The organism is Streptomyces sp. NPDC059248, from assembly GCF_042753905.1.
In the GTDB taxonomy this organism is placed as follows: Bacteria; Actinomycetota; Actinomycetes; order Streptomycetales; family Streptomycetaceae; genus Streptomyces.
This window is the reverse complement of record NZ_JBHYZV010000017.1, coordinates 48,399-66,996: the sequence shown is the minus strand read 5'-3', so window position 1 is coordinate 66,996 and position 18,598 is coordinate 48,399. Positions and strand designations below refer to the sequence as shown.

General features: G+C 70.7%; 12 protein-coding genes and 1 tRNA gene. 5 read left to right on the top strand and 8 right to left on the bottom strand.

Annotation, left to right across the window (positions count from 1 at the left end):
- The first annotated feature begins 234 nt into the window (after nucleotides 1–234).
- A complete protein-coding gene (locus ACFXG1_RS10000; RefSeq protein WP_384712284.1) occupies nucleotides 235–1,665 on the top strand; it encodes a M6 family metalloprotease domain-containing protein in 1,431 nt (476 codons plus the stop codon).
- On the opposite strand, the gene ACFXG1_RS09995 is transcribed toward ACFXG1_RS10000, so the two are convergent.
- A complete protein-coding gene (locus ACFXG1_RS09995; RefSeq protein ID WP_384712287.1) occupies nucleotides 1,638–3,281 on the bottom strand; it encodes a class I adenylate-forming enzyme family protein in 1,644 nt (547 codons plus the stop codon). The genes ACFXG1_RS10000 and ACFXG1_RS09995 overlap by 28 nt on opposite strands.
- A gap of 250 nt (nucleotides 3,282–3,531) precedes the next feature.
- Here ACFXG1_RS09995 and ACFXG1_RS09990 point away from each other — a divergent pair.
- Together ACFXG1_RS09990 and ACFXG1_RS09985 are read left to right on the top strand one after the other, a co-directional pair.
- Nucleotides 3,532–3,604: transfer RNA gene (locus tag ACFXG1_RS09990), tRNA-Arg, on the top strand.
- 234 nt (nucleotides 3,605–3,838) lie between these two features.
- Nucleotides 3,839–4,273, top strand: a complete 435-nt coding sequence (locus ACFXG1_RS09985) for a hypothetical protein (protein WP_384712289.1) — start codon at nucleotides 3,839–3,841, stop codon at nucleotides 4,271–4,273.
- A gap of 440 nt (nucleotides 4,274–4,713) precedes the next feature.
- Here ACFXG1_RS09985 and ACFXG1_RS09980 read toward each other — a convergent pair whose 3' ends face one another.
- A complete protein-coding gene (locus tag ACFXG1_RS09980) occupies nucleotides 4,714–7,791 on the bottom strand; it encodes a tetratricopeptide repeat protein (RefSeq protein WP_384741956.1) in 3,078 nt (1,025 codons plus the stop codon).
- A gap of 181 nt (nucleotides 7,792–7,972) precedes the next feature.
- Here ACFXG1_RS09980 and ACFXG1_RS09975 point away from each other — a divergent pair, with 181 nt between their 5' ends.
- The gene (locus ACFXG1_RS09975) at nucleotides 7,973–10,426 is read left to right on the top strand and encodes a tetratricopeptide repeat protein (protein ID WP_384741954.1); all 2,454 of its coding nucleotides are present in this window, start codon (nucleotides 7,973–7,975) and stop codon (nucleotides 10,424–10,426) included.
- 39 nt (nucleotides 10,427–10,465) lie between these two features.
- Here the strand turns inward: ACFXG1_RS09975 and ACFXG1_RS09970 are convergent, their stop codons facing one another.
- The 3 genes from ACFXG1_RS09970 to ACFXG1_RS09960 form a co-directional block, all read right to left on the bottom strand.
- Nucleotides 10,466–11,116: a hypothetical protein gene (locus ACFXG1_RS09970; protein WP_384712298.1), complete on the bottom strand. Its 651-nt coding sequence runs from the start codon at nucleotides 11,114–11,116 to the stop codon at nucleotides 10,466–10,468.
- Complete coding sequence (locus tag ACFXG1_RS09965) at nucleotides 11,113–12,348, bottom strand: hypothetical protein (RefSeq protein ID WP_384741952.1); 1,236 nt, start codon at nucleotides 12,346–12,348, stop codon at nucleotides 11,113–11,115. Before ACFXG1_RS09965 ends, ACFXG1_RS09970 begins: the two co-directional genes overlap by 4 nt.
- A gap of 362 nt (nucleotides 12,349–12,710) precedes the next feature.
- A complete protein-coding gene (locus tag ACFXG1_RS09960; protein ID WP_384722308.1) occupies nucleotides 12,711–13,949 on the bottom strand; it encodes an aminotransferase class V-fold PLP-dependent enzyme in 1,239 nt (412 codons plus the stop codon).
- Here ACFXG1_RS09960 and ACFXG1_RS09955 point away from each other — a divergent pair.
- Nucleotides 13,948–15,375, top strand: coding sequence for a PLP-dependent aminotransferase family protein (locus tag ACFXG1_RS09955; RefSeq protein ID WP_384741950.1), 1,428 nt, complete (start codon nucleotides 13,948–13,950; stop codon nucleotides 15,373–15,375). The two genes, ACFXG1_RS09960 and ACFXG1_RS09955, sit on opposite strands and share 2 nt — an antisense overlap.
- Nucleotides 15,376–15,467: 92 nt before the next feature.
- Here the strand turns inward: ACFXG1_RS09955 and ACFXG1_RS09950 are convergent, their stop codons facing one another.
- The 3 genes from ACFXG1_RS09950 to ACFXG1_RS09940 all read right to left on the bottom strand — a co-directional run bounded on the left by ACFXG1_RS09950 (nucleotide 15,468) and on the right by ACFXG1_RS09940 (nucleotide 18,515).
- On the bottom strand, nucleotides 15,468–16,157 hold the full coding sequence (locus ACFXG1_RS09950) for a transcriptional regulator (RefSeq protein WP_384741948.1): 690 nt from the start codon (nucleotides 16,155–16,157) through the stop codon (nucleotides 15,468–15,470).
- On the bottom strand, nucleotides 16,154–17,284 hold the full coding sequence (locus ACFXG1_RS09945) for a pyridoxal-phosphate dependent enzyme (protein ID WP_384741946.1): 1,131 nt from the start codon (nucleotides 17,282–17,284) through the stop codon (nucleotides 16,154–16,156). The genes ACFXG1_RS09950 and ACFXG1_RS09945 overlap by 4 nt, the downstream gene beginning before the upstream one ends.
- A 262-nt stretch (nucleotides 17,285–17,546) precedes the next feature.
- The gene (locus tag ACFXG1_RS09940) at nucleotides 17,547–18,515 is read right to left on the bottom strand and encodes a BTAD domain-containing putative transcriptional regulator (RefSeq protein ID WP_384718774.1); all 969 of its coding nucleotides are present in this window, start codon (nucleotides 18,513–18,515) and stop codon (nucleotides 17,547–17,549) included.
- Nucleotides 18,516–18,598: the final 83 nt, after the last annotated feature.

Below are 18,598 nucleotides of genomic sequence, written 5' to 3'. Positions count from 1 at the left end.
CGTACGGCCCTCGTCGCGTCCGAACGCGACGAGTCCGCGCCTCGTCTGTCATGTCCCACTCGAAACGGGGAGCCGCTCCCCGTTTCGCGCGGCACCCATGCAAACGGGGAGCTGCTCCCCGCTTATTTCCCGGATCGAATGTGACCTGCGTCACATTCCCTGCCCCGCCGTCGGCCCCACCCGATCGGCCCCGCTCCGCGCGCGGCCCGCCACGGCCGCCCGGAGGCTGATCGCATGCACCCCCCGCGCCGCCGGATACGCCCGACCAGCCGGATATCCAGCCGGAAGACCGGCTGGGCGTCCCGGGCGCCGAAGCGTGTCCGGGCCACGGACTCCCTGCTGGCCCCCACCCTCGCGGGCGGCTTCACGGCCCGCCGCGGCGGCCGTACCGGTCTGCGTCGCACCTCCGGCGGCACCCGCAGGATCAGCGGTATCGCGGCCTTCCTCGCCCTCGCGATCGCCGCCCTGACCACCGCGAGCGACCCTCTGTCGTCGCCCGACCGGGGCTCGTCCGCGGGGCCCGCCGCCGCCCCCGACGCGACCGGCCTCGGCCCCTGCCGCCTCCCGGCGAGTCTGGGCATCCAGATGTCCGAGGGCATGCCGACCCCGCCCGGCTTCTCCCCCTCCACGGGCGAGGTCCGCGCCCTCAATCTGATGATCGACTTCCCGGACGCGGTGGGCGAGGGCACGGCCGCGGAACGCCTCGGAGAGTTCTTCCCGCAGACCGCGGAGTGGTTCCGGATCAGTTCGTACGGCCGCCTCAGCTATCTCCCCGAGGCCCCGGTACCCGGCTGGCTGCGGATGCCGAGGCCGTTCACGGAGTACGGGATAGAGCGCGGCGCCCCGTACGAACCGGCCTACCGCGACCTGGTCGAGGACGTCGTGGAGGTCGCCGACGACCGGGTCGACTTCAGCGCGTACGACCTGGTCAACATATTGGTCACGCCCAACGCCGGCCCTTCGGCGCTGGACACCGTGCTGTCGGTGACGTTCTCCGGCAACCCCGACGCGCCCGTCGCCGACGGCGTACCGCTGGCGAACACGTCCTTCGTCTACAGCCGCCAGGACGACGGCTCGGGTTCGTACGCCGAGACCGGGTTCCGGGTCCTGCCGCACGAGAACGGCCATGTCTTCGGCCTGCCGGACCTCTACACCGCCGACGGCGGCGGCACCGTCGGGCACTGGGACATCATGTCCGAGGACTGGGGGGCCAACAACGATCTCCTGGGCTGGCACAAGTGGAAGCTGGGCTGGCTGGACTCCGAGCAGATCCACTGCGCGTCCGCGCCCGGCACCACCGATTACCGGCTCACCCCGCTCGCCGTCGCCGGGGGCACCAAGCTGGCGATCGTGCCCGTCTCCGCCGAGACCGGCTACGCCGTCGAGGTCCGCACCCGGGAGGGCAACGACGAGGCCGTATGCCGTCCGGGTGTCCTCGTCTACCGCGTGAAGGCCGATGTGGACACCGGGCAGGGTCCGGTGACGGTCTCCGACAGCCGCGCGGACAGCGGCGGCTGCACCAAGCGCCCCAATGTGCACGCTGAGCTGTCGGACGCGCCCTATAGGCCCGGTGAGCGGTTCAAGGACAAGGAGACGGGGGTGGAGATCGCGGTGGTGTCCGAGGACGACGGCGGGGTCTACACGGTCCGCGTCACCCGCCCCTGAGCGGCGTGCGCGGCGACCAGTGACTCCCGAAGCTCCCGCTTGAGGATCTTCCCCGTCGCACCCCGCGGTACGTCGCCCCGGATCACGTACGCCGGCACCTTGAAGGCCGCGAGCCGGTCCGCGACGTACCGCCGCAGCTCCGCTCCCTCCACCGTCGCGCCGTCCCGCAGCCGTACGACGGCCGCGACCTCCTCGCCCAGCTCGGGATGGGGTACGCCGACGACCGCGACATCCGCGACCGCGGGATGCCCGTGGAGCACGCCCTCCACCTCCGCGCAGTACACGTTCTCGCCGCCGCGGATCACGATGTCCTTGATCCGGTCCACGATCGCGATCCGCCCGTCGTCGCCGAGCACCGCGAGATCCCCGGTCCTGAGCCAGCCGTCGGGCGTGAGCGCGGCGGCCGTCGCCTCAGCGTCCCGCCAGTAGCCGCGGACCAGCGACTGGCCGCGCAGCCACAGCTCGCCGTGCTCGTCGGTACGGACCTCGACCGCGGGCACGGGAATCCCCGCGGCGGCGGGATCGTCGCGGTAGGCGTCCCCGAAGTGCGCCAGTACGCCACCGCAGGTCTCGGTCAGCCCGTATCCCGTACGCGGCTCGATCCGGGACCCGTACCGCTCGGCGATCCGGGCCACGAGCCCCGGCGGCGGCGCGGCGCCACCGGTGGAGAGGTGCGTCAGCGACGCCAGCGGGTGCCCGGCGCGCTCGGCGGCGTCCAGCAGCCGCAGCGCCGTGGCGGGCACCCCGGAGAAATGGGTGACGCGATGGCGGTCGATCAGCGCGAGCGCCGTCTTTGCGTCCCACTCCCGCATCAGGACGAGCGTGCCGCCGACGGCCATGGTCGCGTAGACGTGCGTGAAGGCGGCCGCGTGGAAGAAGGGGTACGTCATCAGGGCGACGGGCGCGGGCCCGGCCCCGGGTACGGATCCGCGCGCGAGGGCCGCCGCAGCCGCGTGATACCGGGGATGCACCGCGGCCCCGGCCTGCGCGAGCTGGGTGGCGACGGCGCCCCGGGGGCGGCCCGTGGTGCCCGAGGTGTAGAGGATCGTCGCATCGTCCTCGGGCCGGATCTCCACGACGGGCGGGGCACCGTACGGATCGGGCTCGGGAAAGTCCTCGTACCGCTCGCCCCCCTCCACAGCCCCGCCCCGGAAGACCACCACCCGCGCCCCGACCCGCCCCGCCCAGCCCGCCACCCGGGGCAGCCGCTCCCCGTCGACGAGGAGCACCCTCGGGGTGCAGTCGTCCAGGGCGACCGTCAGCTCGTCCGCCGTCCACCAGGCGTTGAGGGGCACCGTCACCAGACCGGCGAACTGCGCCGCCCAGAAGGCGATCTGCCACTCGGGATGGTTCCGCATCACCACGGCGGCCCGCTCCCCCGGCCGCATCCCGTACTCGTCCACGAGCCGCCGCGCGAGCGCCGTCGCGGCGGCGAAGAACGCGCCATAGGTATACGTGACATCCGGCCCGACCAGAAAGACCCGGTCCCGGTACGCCCAGGTGGCCTCGACGAACTCGACGAGCGTGCGCGGCGCGTTCACATACCCCAGCCGCCCGTCGTCCCCCCGCTCCACCTCGAACGGACCCCCCGGCGCCACCAGCTGCTCCCGCCTCACGCCCCGCCCCTCCTCACCAGAACGGGCCCCGTCCGGCCCCCACGCCACGGGACGCTAGATCCGCCCCCGACCCCCGTCAACCCACCCCTGCCCCGAGCATCCCCCGCCCCCGACCGCTCGGGGGCGCCCCGCCCGCGAGCAATCCGCTAGGCTGTCACCGGCAATCGGCTACCACCCTGCCTGCCCGCGCACCGCAAGGACGTACGGCAGACCACGGTTACCCGACTGACCAGGGCTTTTGTCCCACCCCGCCTTCGTAGCTCAGGGGATAGAGCACCGCTCTCCTAAAGCGGGTGTCGCAGGTTCGAATCCTGCCGGGGGCACAACGCACCAAGCCGCTGACCTGGGGTTTCTCCCCCAGGGAGGCGTTTCATTCGGCCTCGGGCTCCTAGTCCGGGGCCGTTTGCGTGAGCGGACGGAGAGTTGATCTCCTGAAATTCCCCTCAAGGATCAGCACTATCCGGCCCGGGCCTACAACACACGCCCGAGCCACTCCGGCTCACCCTGCGGCGGTCCTAAAGTAGAAGGATCCGACGTCGACAGAGGGAGAAGCCGCAATGGACCCGATCACCGCCGCGACCCTCGCCGCACTGATCGGCGGAGTGGGAACCGAGGCCGGGCGCCAGGCGTGGCAGGGACTCACCGCGCTCGTACGACACCCGTTCCAGCGGGGCTCGGCCCCAGGGGCGGACGGAGCCGGATCGCCTCAGATCAGCTCCGGTGAACGGGAAGTCGCCGAACTGGAGGACAACCCGACCGATGCGCTGCGCGCCCAGGCCCTGGCCACGGCCCTCGGTGTGCGGGCGGCGTTGGACGGTGAGTTCCGGGTACTTCTCGAGGAGTGGCGACTACAGGCCGAGTCGGAGTCCGGTGCCGTGGTCCACAACAGCATCAGGGGCGGAATCCAGAACGGTCCGGTGGTTCAGGGCCGGGACTTCTCCGGCCTCACCTTCACCATGACACCCGCTCCGGAGTCCCCGACCCGCGAATAGGCGAATCGCCCGCACGGTCCGCCCGGGGCGCCGAACGAAACACCACACACCAGGCCCCGGGACAGACGCCGCACCCGGTGCCGCATCGCCGCCCTGGCGGTGCGGCACCGGACAAGGTTGCGCTACAAACCGGGATAGGTCGGGTAAATACCACTACCTACCACATACGCGATACAGGAGAGCAAGGCCACAGCTATCGCGTACTTTGCACTGTTCATCAGGTTCCAATTGAACGTACTAGAAGGAATAGTTGTACTCCCGCAGAAGTCCCCGCAGCGACATCGCCGGAAGGTCTCGTCAATGTATCCGATAATCGCTTGCTTGATCCACCAGAGGCGATCCTAGCCCTCGCGGATATTTAACTGCATCAAGCAAGTGCCACAGTCGGGGCGCATCATATTCGTACGCAAGCTCGAACACCCTGCCGCGCCGCACGCCGCCTACTGCAGCAGGCTGTTGAATTCTGCACGAATTTCGGCCAGTACGCTCTCGGCACGGGCTTCCTCGGCCGGCGCCCCGATGGTCCGGCTGAGAGACAGACTTTCCTCCAGATGCCCCAGCGCCACGGAGATCCGTCCCGTTTCCCGCTCGGTCAGGGCCAAATCGAAAAGAATGTCGCACTCGTCGCCCAGAGCTTGGATCCTGCGGATCACCGAGAGCGCCGCGACATGACGCCCCAGCGCCTCCTCGATCCGGCCTGCCGTACGACACACCCTGCCGAGGCCGTTGAGAGCGATGGCCTCACCCCGCCGATCCCCCACCTCGCGGAGGACGGGAAGCACTAATTCATACCAGTCGAGTGCTTCCTCAACTCTCCCCATTGCCTCCAAAACGCTTGCGAAATTAATACGGAGCATGGCCCAGTCGCGCCTGTTCCCCATGCCCTGAGCCACCTCCATCGCATCCTTGTAGTATTTATGGGCAGCCGCCTGATCTCCGATCTTCTGAAACACCTTTCCCAAATTGTTCAACGCACTGTACCTTCCCCGCCGATCCCCGATTCCGGTAAAATCAAGCAAGGCGGAGGTAAAGCAGTCGAGCGCCTCCTGATTCTGCCCCAGGTGCAAGTTGAGTATCCCCAGCATGTTCTGACTACGTGCTATTCGAAGCACATCTCCCGTTGACTTCAAGTAATCCAGCAAGTGCTTCTGGGTCGCATACGCAACCGCATACTGGCCGGTCTGCCACAGCAGCACGGACAACTGCTGAATGCACTCGCTCTCCAGATCCGGGTCGTTCAAGGAGCGGGCGATGCCTTGGGCAGCCTGCACGGTCGCGGTCGCTGCGGCGTAGCGGGAGCCGTGCGTCTGCACGGCGCCCAGGTCGAGCAGGGCTCGGGCCTTCGAGGTTTCGCCGCTCGTGGTGTTCCAGTGGGCGACCGCTCGTAGCAGCAGGGACTCCGCGGCGTCGAGGGGAACTTCCATGTCGAGGAAGCCGGCCAGTGCGTGCACCGCCATGGCCAGTTGGCGTTCCGTGCCGTGGGCGGAGAGCCAGTCCAACGCCTCCAGAAGATTGGCGCCTTCGGCGATCAGCCATTGCTCGGCCTCTTGTGCATCGTTCATCTCCGGTACCGGCGGTCCCTGACCCGGCGCGGGATCGAGGTCCATGCGCGAACGGAACGGATAGGCGAGACGGTCGGCACGGTCCGCCGTGCGTACGTAGTGGTTCACCAAGCTCTCCACGGCTCGACGGGCATCGCCCTCCGTGTCGGGGTCACCGGATGTCGCGAGCGCGCGGGCATAGTCACGCAGGAGATCGTGCATCGTGAAGCGGTGCGGCGCGGGTTCGGATACGAGTCGGTGCGACAGAAGCTCTTCGAGTAGGCGCTCGGCCGCCTCCACGGTGCAACCGGCGAGTGCGGCAATGGCCGTAGGTCCAAATTCCACCCCGAAATGCAGACCCGCGCGCCGGAAGACGAGTTGCTGCTCGGCGGTGAGCGCCCGATACGACAGGGCGAAGACATGTGTCATCGTCCGTTCGCCGTCGTGGAGTTGTGCGAGCCGACCGCTTCCGGTCCGCAGCTGCCGCAGCAGGTCGAGCGTGGTCCATGAGGGCCGGGCGAGCAGCCTGCTCGCAGCGATCTCTATGGCCAGGGGAAGATGGTTGCAGATGCGGATGATCTCGGTGACCTCGGCCGGGTCGGTGCCGGGGCGCCGGCCGAGCCGCTGGACGAACAGTTCCGCCGCGTCCTCGGGTGGCAGGACATCGAGGAAGAAAGGGCGCACTCCTGGCAAACCGGAGAGCCTCCTGCGACTGGTCACGACGACGACTGTCGGTGAGGCGCCGGGCAGGAGCGGGAGCACATGCTCGGATGTGGCCGCGTCGTCGAGGATGACGAGCATGCGGCGCTCCCGTGCCATGGATCGCCACAAGGCGGTCAGCTCGTCGATACTGTTCGGCATTTCCTTCGAGTCGAGTCCGATCAACCGCAGCAGTTCGGTCAACGCTCGGGTGGAAGCCGGAGCCGACGGCCCCGGGGCCCGTCCCCCCAGGTGGAGGTAGACGCACCCATCCGGAAACCGATCCCGCAACCGATGCGCCGTATGTACGGCGAGCGCCGTCTTGCCGACACCGCCCATGCCGTCGATCGCCTCCACGGTGACGACGGCAGCCGCTCCTCCCGCCTCGCACAGCGCCGCGGTAAGCCTCCGAAGCTCTTCGCGCCGCCCTACCCACGGCACATCACGCGGCAGATTGTCCGGAGCATGCGGAATCGTGGGGCCGGTGAGCGGCGTCACGCCGGAACCGGCGCGCCGGAGCAGGGAGACAGCCGGCAATCCCGCCAGGATTCCCTGCTGGACCCGGTGCAGCCCCCGCCCGGCGTCCAGCCCGATGTCACGCACCACCCGCTGCCGTGTCCGCTGGAGCAGTTTGGTCGCCTCGGCGGTGCGGTCGGCGCCGTAGAACGCGACAGCCAGCAGCTCCGCCAGGCCCTCATCGGCCGGCCGTGCGCCCGCCACGGGCAGCAGTACCGGCACGGCGTCGGCGAACTTACCGTCCGCGAGGAGGATTTCGGCACGCGTCCTGGCAGCAACGAGATTGCTTTCACCTACGACGGAGCGCAGATGTTCGACCCAGGAACCCACCATTCCCGCCATCGGCTCGCCGTACCAGTGGGCTTCGGCTCGGTCCAACAGATTCAGAGCCTCGCCCTTGTCGCCGCTGTCCCTGAAGGAACGTGCCTGCTCCACAGAGCTGATATAGCAGCGGAGATCAATGCGTTCCGGATCGATCTGCATCACATACGAATTCGTGCGACTGATGATCGCAGGAGCATCTTCTGTGATCATTCGCAGAGCGTTACGGATCCGCGAGATGTGGACACGCAAGGCCACTCGGGCCTTGCCGGGCGGATGCTCGTCCCAGATGCGATGAATCAGCGTATCCACGCCCACCGTGCGGCCCGCGTCCCACGCCAGGGCCGCCAGGGCCACTCGTGTTTTGGCCGATCCGAGATCGTTTCGGCACTGCGCTGTCCATATGCCGACCGAACCCGACAGTCGAATCTCGAACTCCACCAGCGCCTCCCCCCGCCGGTAGGGCCTGCTGAAATTTCAAGTAATTGAGAGTGTCATGTCCAAGGCACCCCCGTCCACATGGAAGCACGGGGCGCGGGATGTTGGCTCATGCGCGACTATTCCACTGGCATACTGCCTTCGAAAGGCAGTAACTCCCGCTGCATAGATAGGAGTTACGTGCATGCAAGTTCCTTCTTCGGACCAGTTGGTCGCGGCACTGTCGACCATGGGCGTCCGTGGCTCGGCCTCGGAGTCTTCCGCACGGCACGGCCTGGAACAGATCGTGGTAGCCGCCGCCCTCGTCGATCCGGCAGTCCGCCGGCTGTATGCGTCTTTGGACCGGACGGCACAGACGGCGGTCGCGGCGGATTGGCGTGAACTAGCCGAAGCGCTGGTTCGGCTGGCCCGGCAGGACACGGCGACGCGAACTGCTCTCAGGGACTGGCTGGTCCTGCACGCACCGCCCCCGTTACCCCCGGCAGCCGCCCCGCCGTCCGACGGCACCAGCAACGCCATCGGTGGGAATTCCGTCCTGCACGGACCGAGCGTTCAGGCGCGGGACATTCACGGGGGCCTCCACTTCCACTCGACTGCCGCGGCGGCCCGGACAACGATGCCGATACCCCGGCAGCTGCCCCCGGTTCCGGCCCGTTTCCTCGACCGCGAATCGGACCGGCAGGCCTTGGACACGCTGCGGGCCCGGCGCTCGCCCCACGCACCGCAGGTGCTGGTGGTGAGCGGTCCACCAGGGGTCGGGAAGACCACCTTCGCCACTCAATGGCTGGTCGAACGCGAAGGCCTCTTCCCCGACGGCCAGCTCTACGCCGACCTGGGTGGACCCGACGCGGCGGGGGAAGCGGGACCGGCCTCCCCCGCCACGGTCCTGGAGGCCTTCCTGATCGCGCTGGGAGCACCTGCCGTACCGGTCGGAGTCGCACAACGGAGCGCCCTGTGGCGCTCCATGACGGCGAAGCTACGCCTCGTCGTCCTCCTGGACAGTGCCTTCACGGCTGCCCAGGTACGCCCCCTTCTTCTCACCGCACCCACCGGCCTCACCATGGTCACCAGCAGAAGCCACCTCACGGGATTGCAGGTCGACGGGGCTGCAGTCCACCGCCTGGACGGGCTTCCGGCGGAATCCGCCGTAGAACTCCTGGCCGTCGGGGGCGGGACGCGGGTGTCCGAAGAGCCGGCCGCGGCCCGGGAAGTGGTTCGTCTCTGCGGACGCCTGCCGTTGGCCGTTGCCCTGGCATCGGCGCAGCTCGCCGTGCGTCCGCACCGTTCCGTGTCGGCCTTGGCCGACAGCCTCTCCCGGGGTCGGGGGGTGCTGGACGCCCTCCGAGTCGACGGTGTGGCGGTGATGCGTACGGCACTGGACCTGTCGTACGAGCTGCTGCCCGAATCCAGCGCGCGGCTCTACCGCAGGATGGGTCTTCTCCCCACGGATCGGCATGATCTGGCGATGCTGACCGCGATTGCCACATCCGAGGAACGTGAGTCCGAGGGAGATGACGCAGCCGACCTCGCCGTCCACGCGCTGGTGGAGGCGAATCTGCTGGTGGAGACCGCACCGAGCACCTATCGCTTTCACGACCTCGTCCAACCGCACGCCCGTCGACTCGGCGAGAAGTCGGACGAGCCGCACGAGCGGGAGCAGACCATGCGTCGCTTCGTCGGCTGGTGCCTGTCCACCGCGGCCTCGGCCGAACTCCTTCTCACCCCGAGTCATCGGCTGGCCGGTCATGACGCCGGCATCGGGCACGTTCCCCCCGCCCCTCTCCGAAGTCCCGAGGCAGCGCTGGAGTGGCTCGACACACATCGCAAAGCGCTGATCGGTGCGGTGCGGCACTGCGCCAAGGCCGGCTGGCACAACTCGTGCTGGCGACTGACCGATCTTATGTGGCCGCTGTTCCTGCGTTTGCGGCCCACCGAGATGTGGATCGAGGCCCACCGTCTCGGCCGCGCGGCCGCACAGGCCGACGGATCGGGGCCCGGTCTGAGCCGTATGCTCACCTCGGGCGCGATCGGTCTGCGCAACGCCGGCTGCTATGACGAGGCCGCCGACTGGTACCGGCAGGCACTGGAGCTGGCGACGGCCGACGGGGATGTCAGGCAACAGTCGCAGGCGTTCAACGGGCTCGGACACATCAACCTGTTGGCCGAGCGGCTGGACGAGGCGCGCACCCACTTCGAGCAGGCCCTGCGGCTTCGCGAGTCGATCGGTTACCACCGCGGTGCCGCCCTCTCCCGGCGTCGTCTCGGTGAGACCGCCCTGGCGAGCGGTGACCTCGACGCGGCCGTCTCCCACTTGCAGGATTCCGCGAACGAGCTGGCAGCGCTCGACGAGGGCTACGAGGCAGCACGTGCACATGCGTTGCTGGGCCGGGCGCTGAAGCGCCGGGGTGACTTCGACGCGGCGGTCCGACGATTACAGGATGCGCTGAATCACTTCCGCTCCGGTAGCGGCCGGTCGGAGCACTGGGAGGCGCGTTGCCTGGAGTGGCTCGGCCAGGTCGCACAGTCCGGCGGCGACTTGGTGGATGCCGCTCGGCTCTACGGAGCGGCCCGTGACATCCTCCGGCGGCTCAGTCCGGAGGACGCGGAGCGCCTGGACGACCGGCTGCGGCAGCTGTGATGGGTGCCGCAGCCGGTGGCCCGGTGGTTGCTGAACCGATCAGCGCCGTGGTTCCGGACGGACGGAACGCAGGGTGTGGGGCGACTCGCCGGCCGCGATCCAGGCATGCAGGACCGACCCGAGGATCCGGGGTGGGACATAGTCGCCGGACGCGCAGGGTTCCGGCCAGAGGTAACGCACCCCGCCCGAGCCGTCTCTCAGGCCGACGACACATCCGGCGTTCAGATCGGGCACGACGGCGACAAGACACCCCGGGTGCCGCTCCAGGAGGTCCCGCGCACGTCGGCGGGCCGCCGGCGGCGACAGCGGGATCCGCCCCACGAGCACATCGGCCTGCTCCAGGAGAACCGGATCTTCGGAGCCGTCCGGAGTCGTCCGTAGATGCAGGTCGCACGGCAGCCCGCCGGGCACATACGCACACGGCCGGGCCTGTGCGTACCCGTGGCCCCTTCCGGCGCGGGCGAGTGCGGAGATACGCACGAGTGCCTGCCCGTGCCCCGTATCGGAGCGCCAGGCGAGTTCCACCCGTCGGTCGTCGTGACCACCAGGGCCGTCGGCGGTCTTGGTGGCGTGGAAGCACACCATGGCCCATGCGGTGTCCGGCTCGCCTCGTGGCGCCGGTATCCGGATGACGGGCGAGACGCGGGGCGCCGGGGCGTTCGGGCCCCGGGCCGGTGATCGGTTACTCATAGCGGGACTCCGCTGTCGGCGGGAATCTCCCACCGCCGCAGCGGAGGCGGGAGCGGAGGCGGAGCGACGTCCGGCGGGCAGGCGGGTTCTCCCAGACCGAGTACGCGGTAGAGCACCGACCGCATCCGTTGATGGAACTCGCCCGGCACCGAGGAGAGCAGGGCGGCCACTTGAGCGTACTGTCCCGGCTGATGCAATCGGGCCGCGTATTCCAGTTGTCCGGTCAACTCGTACCCCGGGGAGATCACGGGTGCGGCGGCGGCGAGCATCGCGGCCGGGGACGATGCGGATACTTCCCGGCGCGGACCGGCCGTGAGCAGGATCGCGGCAGCGGTGAGCGTGCCGTACGAGGTGAGCGACCCGTGATCACCGATGATCCAGTCCGCCGCGATGAGGGGCGCCTGCCAGTCGGCCGTGGGTGGCACCACCGCGATTCCCCGGCCGCGGCAGGCGGCCAGCCAGCTACGCACCTGCCATGTTCCGTGCCCGGCGTATACGTTCGGATGCAACAGCATCGCGACCCGGTAGCCCGGTCCGGGCAGCTGCCCGAGCAAGTGCGGCAGCAGCGCGTCGAGGCGCCCGAAGGTCGAGGTCGGGCCCCAGGTGGAGGTCACCACGAGGAGTCGCTCTCCGGGCTCTATACCGAGCGCACGGCGGTAGTGGTCGCGCCTGGTCATACCCGCCGTGATCCGGTCGACGCACGGGTCACCGACCACCTCGGCGACGGAGAGTGCCTCCGGGCAGAAGAGGGCCAGTTCCTCGACATCCCGTGCGTGGCCGTACACGATGGCCGCCGGAACGACCTGTCCTTCGTGCAGCAGGTGCCGACGGCTCAGCATTCCCGGCGGACGCGGTTCCCCCGGGGCCAGCGACGAGGTGTCGGTCATCAGCTTGATGTGGCCCGCTCCGTGCGAGATCCGCACGACCGGGGCCTGTAACTTGTGCGTCCCGCGGGAGCCGGCGACCACCGCGAGGTCGAATTCCGTACACAACGCGTCCTCCCAGGGCACGGTGGTGATGCCGAGCCCTTCGAGGAACGCCGTCACTCCTGCGCCGAACGCGTGCGGCGGAGCCGTGAAGACCAGCTGAAGACGGAGATCCGCTGCCAGCAGGTCGAACACTTCCCGCAGCCGTTGCGCGAACGTGACGGTGTGCGCGACGATCAACACCCTCTTGCAGTCCCGTACTGTCAGCCAGTGCCCTTGCTCGAGCAGCGCCGACTTCGTCGTCATGACAGACACACGATCCCCCATCGCTCTTCGGTGTCTCATCCAGTCGGCAGGGGTCTTCCCGGCAAACGTCTCGGTTTCCTTGCAGGACCCTTGCAATAACCTGCCCCGGCTCATAAGTCGGGTTCGGCCCCGTCCGGACCCGTTCGCCGAGCGGAGGGACGGGTAGGGCGTACGGCTCCGGAGTTCGGCCCGGGCGCAGTCTGCCGGGGCCGTGTCCGTGGACGCGCGGCAGGAGTTGCCGGGGGCACTCTTGCCTCGGGCGGCTTCTCACCACGGGGGGTTCGAACGGCCCCGGGCTTCTCGTCCGGGGCCGTTGGTGTCAGTGGGGGTTCGGGGGTCCGGGGGGTGGGGGTGGGGGGTGGTCAGGGGCGGCCGCGGGTGGTGAGGTCCGTGATCGCATCGGCGACGTGGTCGACCTCCTCCTCGGTGTTGTAGTAGTGCGGGGACAGCCGCAGACACCAGTCGACGCCCTTGTGGCCGAAGTCGAACTGGGCGTACTCGCGGAAACTGAGTGCCGAGTTGATGCCGCGGGCGTCCACGGCCGCCTTGAACGGCTCGGGCTGCCATCCCTCGACGGCGAAGGTGACGAGGGCGGCGAGGCGCGGGCCGCGGTCGAGGAGGCGGAGGCCGGGGACGGGGCGGAGCCGGTCGCGGAGGCGGGCCGCGAGGGACGGGGTGCGGCGGGCGATGGCCTCGATGCCGACCTCGCGGGCGTAGCGGGTCGCGGCGGCGCTGCCGAGGACCGTGGCGTAGGGGAACTCCCACTCCTCGAACCGGGCCGCCGTCGCCACGGGCTCGTAGCCGCCCGGTTCGGTCCAGCGGGCGCCGTGCATATCGATGAAGAGCGGCTCGTAGCCGGCGCGCAGGACGCGGTCGGAGACGTACAGGAAGCCGGAGCCGCGCGGGCCGCGGAGGAATTTGCGGCAGGTGGCGGTGAGGAGGTCGCAGCCGATCTCCTCCACGTCGATGACGAACTGCCCCACCGACTGGCAGGCGTCGACCAGGTACAGCAGGTCCAGCTCGCGGCAGTGGCGGCCGATCTCGGCGACCGGGGAGACCAGGCCCGAGTTGGTGGGGACATGGGTGGCGGACACCAGACGCGGGCGGTGGGTGCGCATCAGCGCGGCCATCGCCGCCACGTCGACCCCGCCTTCGGGGGTGTCCGGCGCGTGGACGATACGTACGCCGAAACGCTTGCGCAGGGACAGGAAGGCGATCTGGTTGGAGACGAAGTCGTCGCGGGTGGTGAGGATGGTGTCGCCGGACTCGAACGGGATCGACGACAGGGCGTTGGCATAGGCGTGTGTGGCGCTGCCCGCGAAGGCGATGTTGTCGGGCGCGGTGTTGATGAGGGCGGCGATCTCCGTGTAGAAGCCGCGCACGTCGGCGGCCCGGGCGGCCGAGGCCTCGTAACCGCCGATCCGGGCTTCGAAGTTCAGATGGCCGACCATCGCGTCGAGGACCGGTGCCGCGAGCAGACCGCAGCCCGCGTTGTTGAAGTGGATGACCTGCCGGCACCCGGGAGTGTCGGACCGCAGAGCGGCGACGTCCAGCTGAAGTGCTTCCCGACCAGGGACAGAAGCGCTACCGTTATCACTCATGAACAACGGTAGCACTTCTGGGGAGTTGGCCGACAGCCTTCGTACGCTGCTCTCCCGGCTCTCACCCGGCGACCGGCTGCCGAGCAGCCGGGAGCTGATCAAGGAGTACCGGGTCGGCCCCGCGACCGTGGCGCGGGCCATCGCGGCGCTGGCCGCCGAGGGCGCGGTGGTGACCCGGCCGGGCAGCGGGACGTATGTGGCGGAACGGGCCCGGCGCCGCGGCGAGGCCGTCGGCGCCGCCCCCGATACGGCGTGGCAGACGGTCGCGCTCACCGACCGCGCCGTCGACACCCGCTTGATCGCCGACCCGCTCGGACCGCCACCGGCCGGAACGATCTCCATGGACGGCGGCTATACGCATCGTTCGCTCCAGCCCACCCGGATCCTGAGCGCGGCGCTGGCGCGGGCGGCGCGCCGTCCGGACGCCTGGGACCGTGCCCCGGCCGGTGGGCTGATGGCGCTGCGTACCGTGTTCAGCGGGTTCATCGGCGGCGGTGTGGCGCCGGAGGACGTACTGGTCACCGCGGGCGGGCAGAGCGCGCTGTCGATCGTGTTCCGGGCCGTCGCCGGGCCCGGCAGCCCGGTCCTGGTGGAGTCGCCCAGCTATCCCCGGGCGCTGGCCGCGGCCCGCGCCGCGGGGTTGCGGCCGGTGCCGGTGCCGCTCGATGCCGAAGGGGTGCGGCCCGATCTGCTGGCCGACGCGTTCGCGATGACCGGCGCTCGGCTGCTGTACTGCCAGCCGACGTACCAGAATCCGACCGGCACCGTACTGGCGCCCGAGCGGCGCCGCCAGGTCCTCGATGTGGCGCGCGCCTCGGGCGCGTTCGTGATCGAGGACGATTTCGCGCGGCATCTGGGGCACGGCGGGCCGGTGCCGCGCCCCTTGGTGGCCGACGACCACGACGGCACGGTCGTCCATGTCACATCGCTCACCAAGCCCGCGGCGCCGAGTCTGCGCATCGGGGCGCTGGTGGCCCGCGGGCCGGTGATGGAGCGGATGCGGGCGGTGCGTCTGGTGGACGACTTCTTCGTCACCCGCCCGCTCCAGGAGGCCGCGCTGGAGGTGCTCAGCTCCCCGGCCTGGGACCGGCACGTCCGGTCTCTCGGCGCGGCGCTCGGGGAGCGGTGCGCCGTGCTGGCCGCCGCGGTCGCCCGGGAGATACCGGGCGCGGTCCCGGCCGGGCCGCCCGCGGGCGGACTGCACCTGTGGGTCCGGCTGCCGTCCGGCGTGGACGACACCGTGCTGACGAGCGCCGCCCGGCGTCGCGGTGTCGCCGTGAGCGCGGGCGGCCGGTACTTCGCCACCGAGCCACCGGCGGCCCACCTGCGGATCGGGTTCGCCGCCACGGCCGACACCGCCGAACTGGTGGAGGGCGTACGCCGGCTGGGGGCCGCGCTCGCGGAGCCCGGCCCCGGAGGGGAGTAGGGCGCGGACGGGAGGCGCGGTGATGCGGCGGCGGGCGCGGGGTGCCGGGTTCCGGGGTGGTGGTTCCCCGCGACGGGGTGGCCCTCGTGCCCCTACGCCTCGCGGCGTGGGGGCGGTTCGGGGGTTTCGAGGTAGTTGTAGATCGTGGAGCGGGAGACACCGAGCAGGGTCGCCAGGGTCGATGTGGCGTGTTTGAGGTCGAGGTAGCCGTCCGTGCGCAGGGCGCGGACCAGGTCCCTGCGGGCCGGTGGGGGGAGTTCGCGGGGGGTGAGTCCGTGGTCCGCCGCGTGGCGTTCGGCCGCCGCGCGGAGGGTGTCGAGGGTACGGGGGGCGAGCGTTTCGGGGACCGGGGACTCGGAGGTGGTGGCGGTGAGCCGGGTGAGGGCCGTGGTGACGCGGTCGAGGACGGAGACGTCGAGGTTGAGGCAGAGCGCCGCGACATAGTCGCCTTCGGCGTTGCGGATACCGATGGAGGTGCTCTTCAGTGGGCGGCCGTCCGGGAGCCGGCCCGGATAGTTCTGGACGACGTCCGGGAAGCCGGGGTCCTTCAGGCGGGCCAGGCCGAGTTCGGTGGCCGGGTCGCCGGGGGCGCGGCCGGAGAGGGGGTTCTCGACGGTACGGACCGCGTGGGCCGGGTCGCGCAGATCGTGCAGGACCACTTCGCACAGGCCGGGGAGCATCCGCCCGACGGCGGTGGCGATCTTCTCGGCCTCGCGGATCAGATGATCGTCAGCGGTGCCCCGATCGGCAGGCGTTCCGGCGGTGGTTCCGGGGCGCGTCATCCGATGATTCCCGCCATCGCGGCGTTCGCCTTGAGGCCCGAGCCGGTGAGGACGACGACCGTCCGCTGACCGGGCTCGATCAGTCCGCGGCGGGCGAAGGCGGTAACGGCCGCCGCGGCTCCGGCGCTGGTGGGTTCGGCGTACAGGCCCTTGCGGGCGAGTCCGCGTACGGCGTCCCCGATGGCGGGCTCCGGGATCGCGACCAGGTCGCCGCCGCTTTCACGGATGGCGCGCAGGACCTCCGGGAGCCGGACCGGGTGGCGGATCGCGGTGCCCTCGGCGATCGTCGGGGCCGTGTCGACGGGGACCTCCTCCGTGGACCCGGCGCGGAACGCCGCGTACAGCGGGGCGCAGTTGGCGGGCTGGGCGACCAGCAGCCGGGGCAGGCGGTCGATCCGGCCCGCGGCGAGGAGTTCGCCGAAGCCGAGGGCGCAGCCGAGCACGGTACTGCCCGCGCCCGCGACGGTGACCACGTTGTCCGGGGCGCGGAAGCCCAGGTCCTCCCAGATCTCGTAGGCCAGGGTCTTGACGCCCTGGAGGAAGAAGGGGTGCCAGTTGTGGCCGGCGTAGAACGCTCCCGCGTCGGCGCGGCGCAGCGCCTCCGCCGCGGTGGCCTCTCGGTCGCCGGGGATCTCCTCGACCTCGGCCCCGTACCCGCGGGCCTGGAGGACCTTGGCGGGCGAGGTGTGTTCGGGTACGAGGATCCTGGCCCGGATGCCCGCGGCGGCGCAGTAGGCGGCGACGGACGCGCCGCCGTTGCCCGAGCTGTCCTCGACGACCTCGGTCGCGCCGTGGTGGGCGAGGAAGGAGATCATCAGACTCGTGCCGCGGTCCTTGAAGCTGCCCGTGGGGTTGAACCACTCGGGTTTGAAGGAGACCGGTACGCCCTCCCACTCGCCGTCCAGCAGCGGGGTGCACCCCTCGCCCAGGGTGACCGGGGCCAGGGGGACGGGGAACGCGGCGCGGTAGCGCCACAGGGACCGGCGGGCGGTGTCCACGTCGACGGGCGCGAGGCCCGGCGAAGCGCCGACCGACAGCGGTGCGCCGTCGTCGCCGCGCCAGCGGCGCGGATCGGTCAGGGGGTAGGTGCGGCCCGAGCGTTCGTCGCGATAGGTCGGAGCGATCATGATGGACAGACTTTCCAGAGTTGGAATGTCTGTCAAGCAAGGGGTGCGCGCGTCGGCGCGGGTCTACCCGGCCACGCGGGGTGTTCCCGGCGGCGCGGGGTGTTCCCGGCGGCCGGTCCCCCGTGGGCCGGCCGTCCTCCTCCGGGAACTCCGCGCCGCGGTCAGCGCGCCGCGGTCCCGTCGGCATCGCGCCCGTACGACGGGAACGCGGCCGGGACCTCGGATGCGGCGGGCGGGGTCCCGGCCGGTGACGTGACGGTCGTCACCGGCCGATCACCCGCCCCCTGGCCTGCTTGAGGATCTCCCCCGGCGCGATCCCCAAGGACCGGTTGAGCCGGTTGCGCATGTGCTCGTAGACGTCGAGCGCCGCGACCCGCATCCCCGCCGCCGTCAGCGCGTCCATGAGCAGCGCGTGCGACGACTCGTTGAAGTGGTCCTCCTCGCAGGCCCGGCGCGCCGCGACGATGGCCTCCCTCGGCAGCCGCGCCTCCAGCGCCGCCCTGGCCAGGTCCTGTAGATGGCCCGTGTGCTCCAGCATCAGGGACTGCTGGGCCTGGTGGTCGACGCATTCGGGCGGAATGCCCTCCAGCAGCCGGCCGCGCCACAGGGCGTGGGCCCGCTGGAGGTGGTGCAGCCTGCGCAGCGGGTCCGCGATCCGCCGGGCCCGTTCGGCGGCGTGCCGGAAGCGGGCGAGGTCGGTGGGCATCTCGCCGCCGTGCAGGGCGTAACCCGATGGCTGGGTGACGACCCCGAGACCGCCGTCGGTGGCGTTCTGGAGCCAGGAGCGCAGCCGGTGCGCGCCGGTGTGCAGACACTGCCGGGCCTGGGCGGGTGTCCGGTCGGGCCAGAGGCGGGTGGCGAAGGTGTCGGCGTTCACCGGGAGCGGGTGGGCCAGCGCCAGACTGCCGAGCAGGGCGCGGACCACGGATCCCGAGGGCGCGGTCGCTCCGTCGGGGCCGACGAGGACCACGGGGCCGAGGATGCCGACGCTGTGCGCCGTACCCCCGCCGCACTCCGGATCGCCCACGGAGTCGGAGGTGGAGTCGGTGGCGGAGTCGGCGGAGCCTGAGGTGGAGTCGGTGGAGTCCGCCGACTCGCCGCCCGCGGTGTCCGGCGCCGGCGCGTACGCGGGGGTGTGCACGGTATGGCGCTCGGCCGCGGGCAGGGTGGGCGGCCGGTGGAGCGCGCCCGCTTCGTAGGGCGCGGGCGCGGATCCCCGTACGCCCGGCACGGCGTGGGGATAACCCGGGTCGTGCGGGGCCCTGTGACCGGGTCCCGCACGACCCGGGGTCACCCCCGCGGTCGGCGGCCCGT

Excerpts from the sequence above, each read along its gene's own strand:
- ACFXG1_RS10000 (WP_384712284.1), top strand. The coding sequence starts at position 235 with ATGCACCCCCCGCGCCGCCGGATACGCCCGACCAGCCGGATATCCAGC.
- ACFXG1_RS09960 (WP_384722308.1), bottom strand. The coding sequence starts at position 13,949 with ATGAGTGATAACGGTAGCGCTTCTGTCCCTGGTCGGGAAGCACTTCAG.
- ACFXG1_RS09975 (WP_384741954.1), top strand. The coding sequence starts at position 7,973 with ATGCAAGTTCCTTCTTCGGACCAGTTGGTCGCGGCACTGTCGACCATG.
- ACFXG1_RS09945 (WP_384741946.1), bottom strand. The coding sequence starts at position 17,284 with ATGATCGCTCCGACCTATCGCGACGAACGCTCGGGCCGCACCTACCCC.
- ACFXG1_RS09950 (WP_384741948.1), bottom strand. The coding sequence starts at position 16,157 with ATGACGCGCCCCGGAACCACCGCCGGAACGCCTGCCGATCGGGGCACC.
- ACFXG1_RS09955 (WP_384741950.1), top strand. The coding sequence starts at position 13,948 with ATGAACAACGGTAGCACTTCTGGGGAGTTGGCCGACAGCCTTCGTACG.
- ACFXG1_RS09965 (WP_384741952.1), bottom strand. The coding sequence starts at position 12,348 with ATGACGACGAAGTCGGCGCTGCTCGAGCAAGGGCACTGGCTGACAGTA.
- ACFXG1_RS09970 (WP_384712298.1), bottom strand. The coding sequence starts at position 11,116 with ATGAGTAACCGATCACCGGCCCGGGGCCCGAACGCCCCGGCGCCCCGC.
- ACFXG1_RS09985 (WP_384712289.1), top strand. The coding sequence starts at position 3,839 with ATGGACCCGATCACCGCCGCGACCCTCGCCGCACTGATCGGCGGAGTG.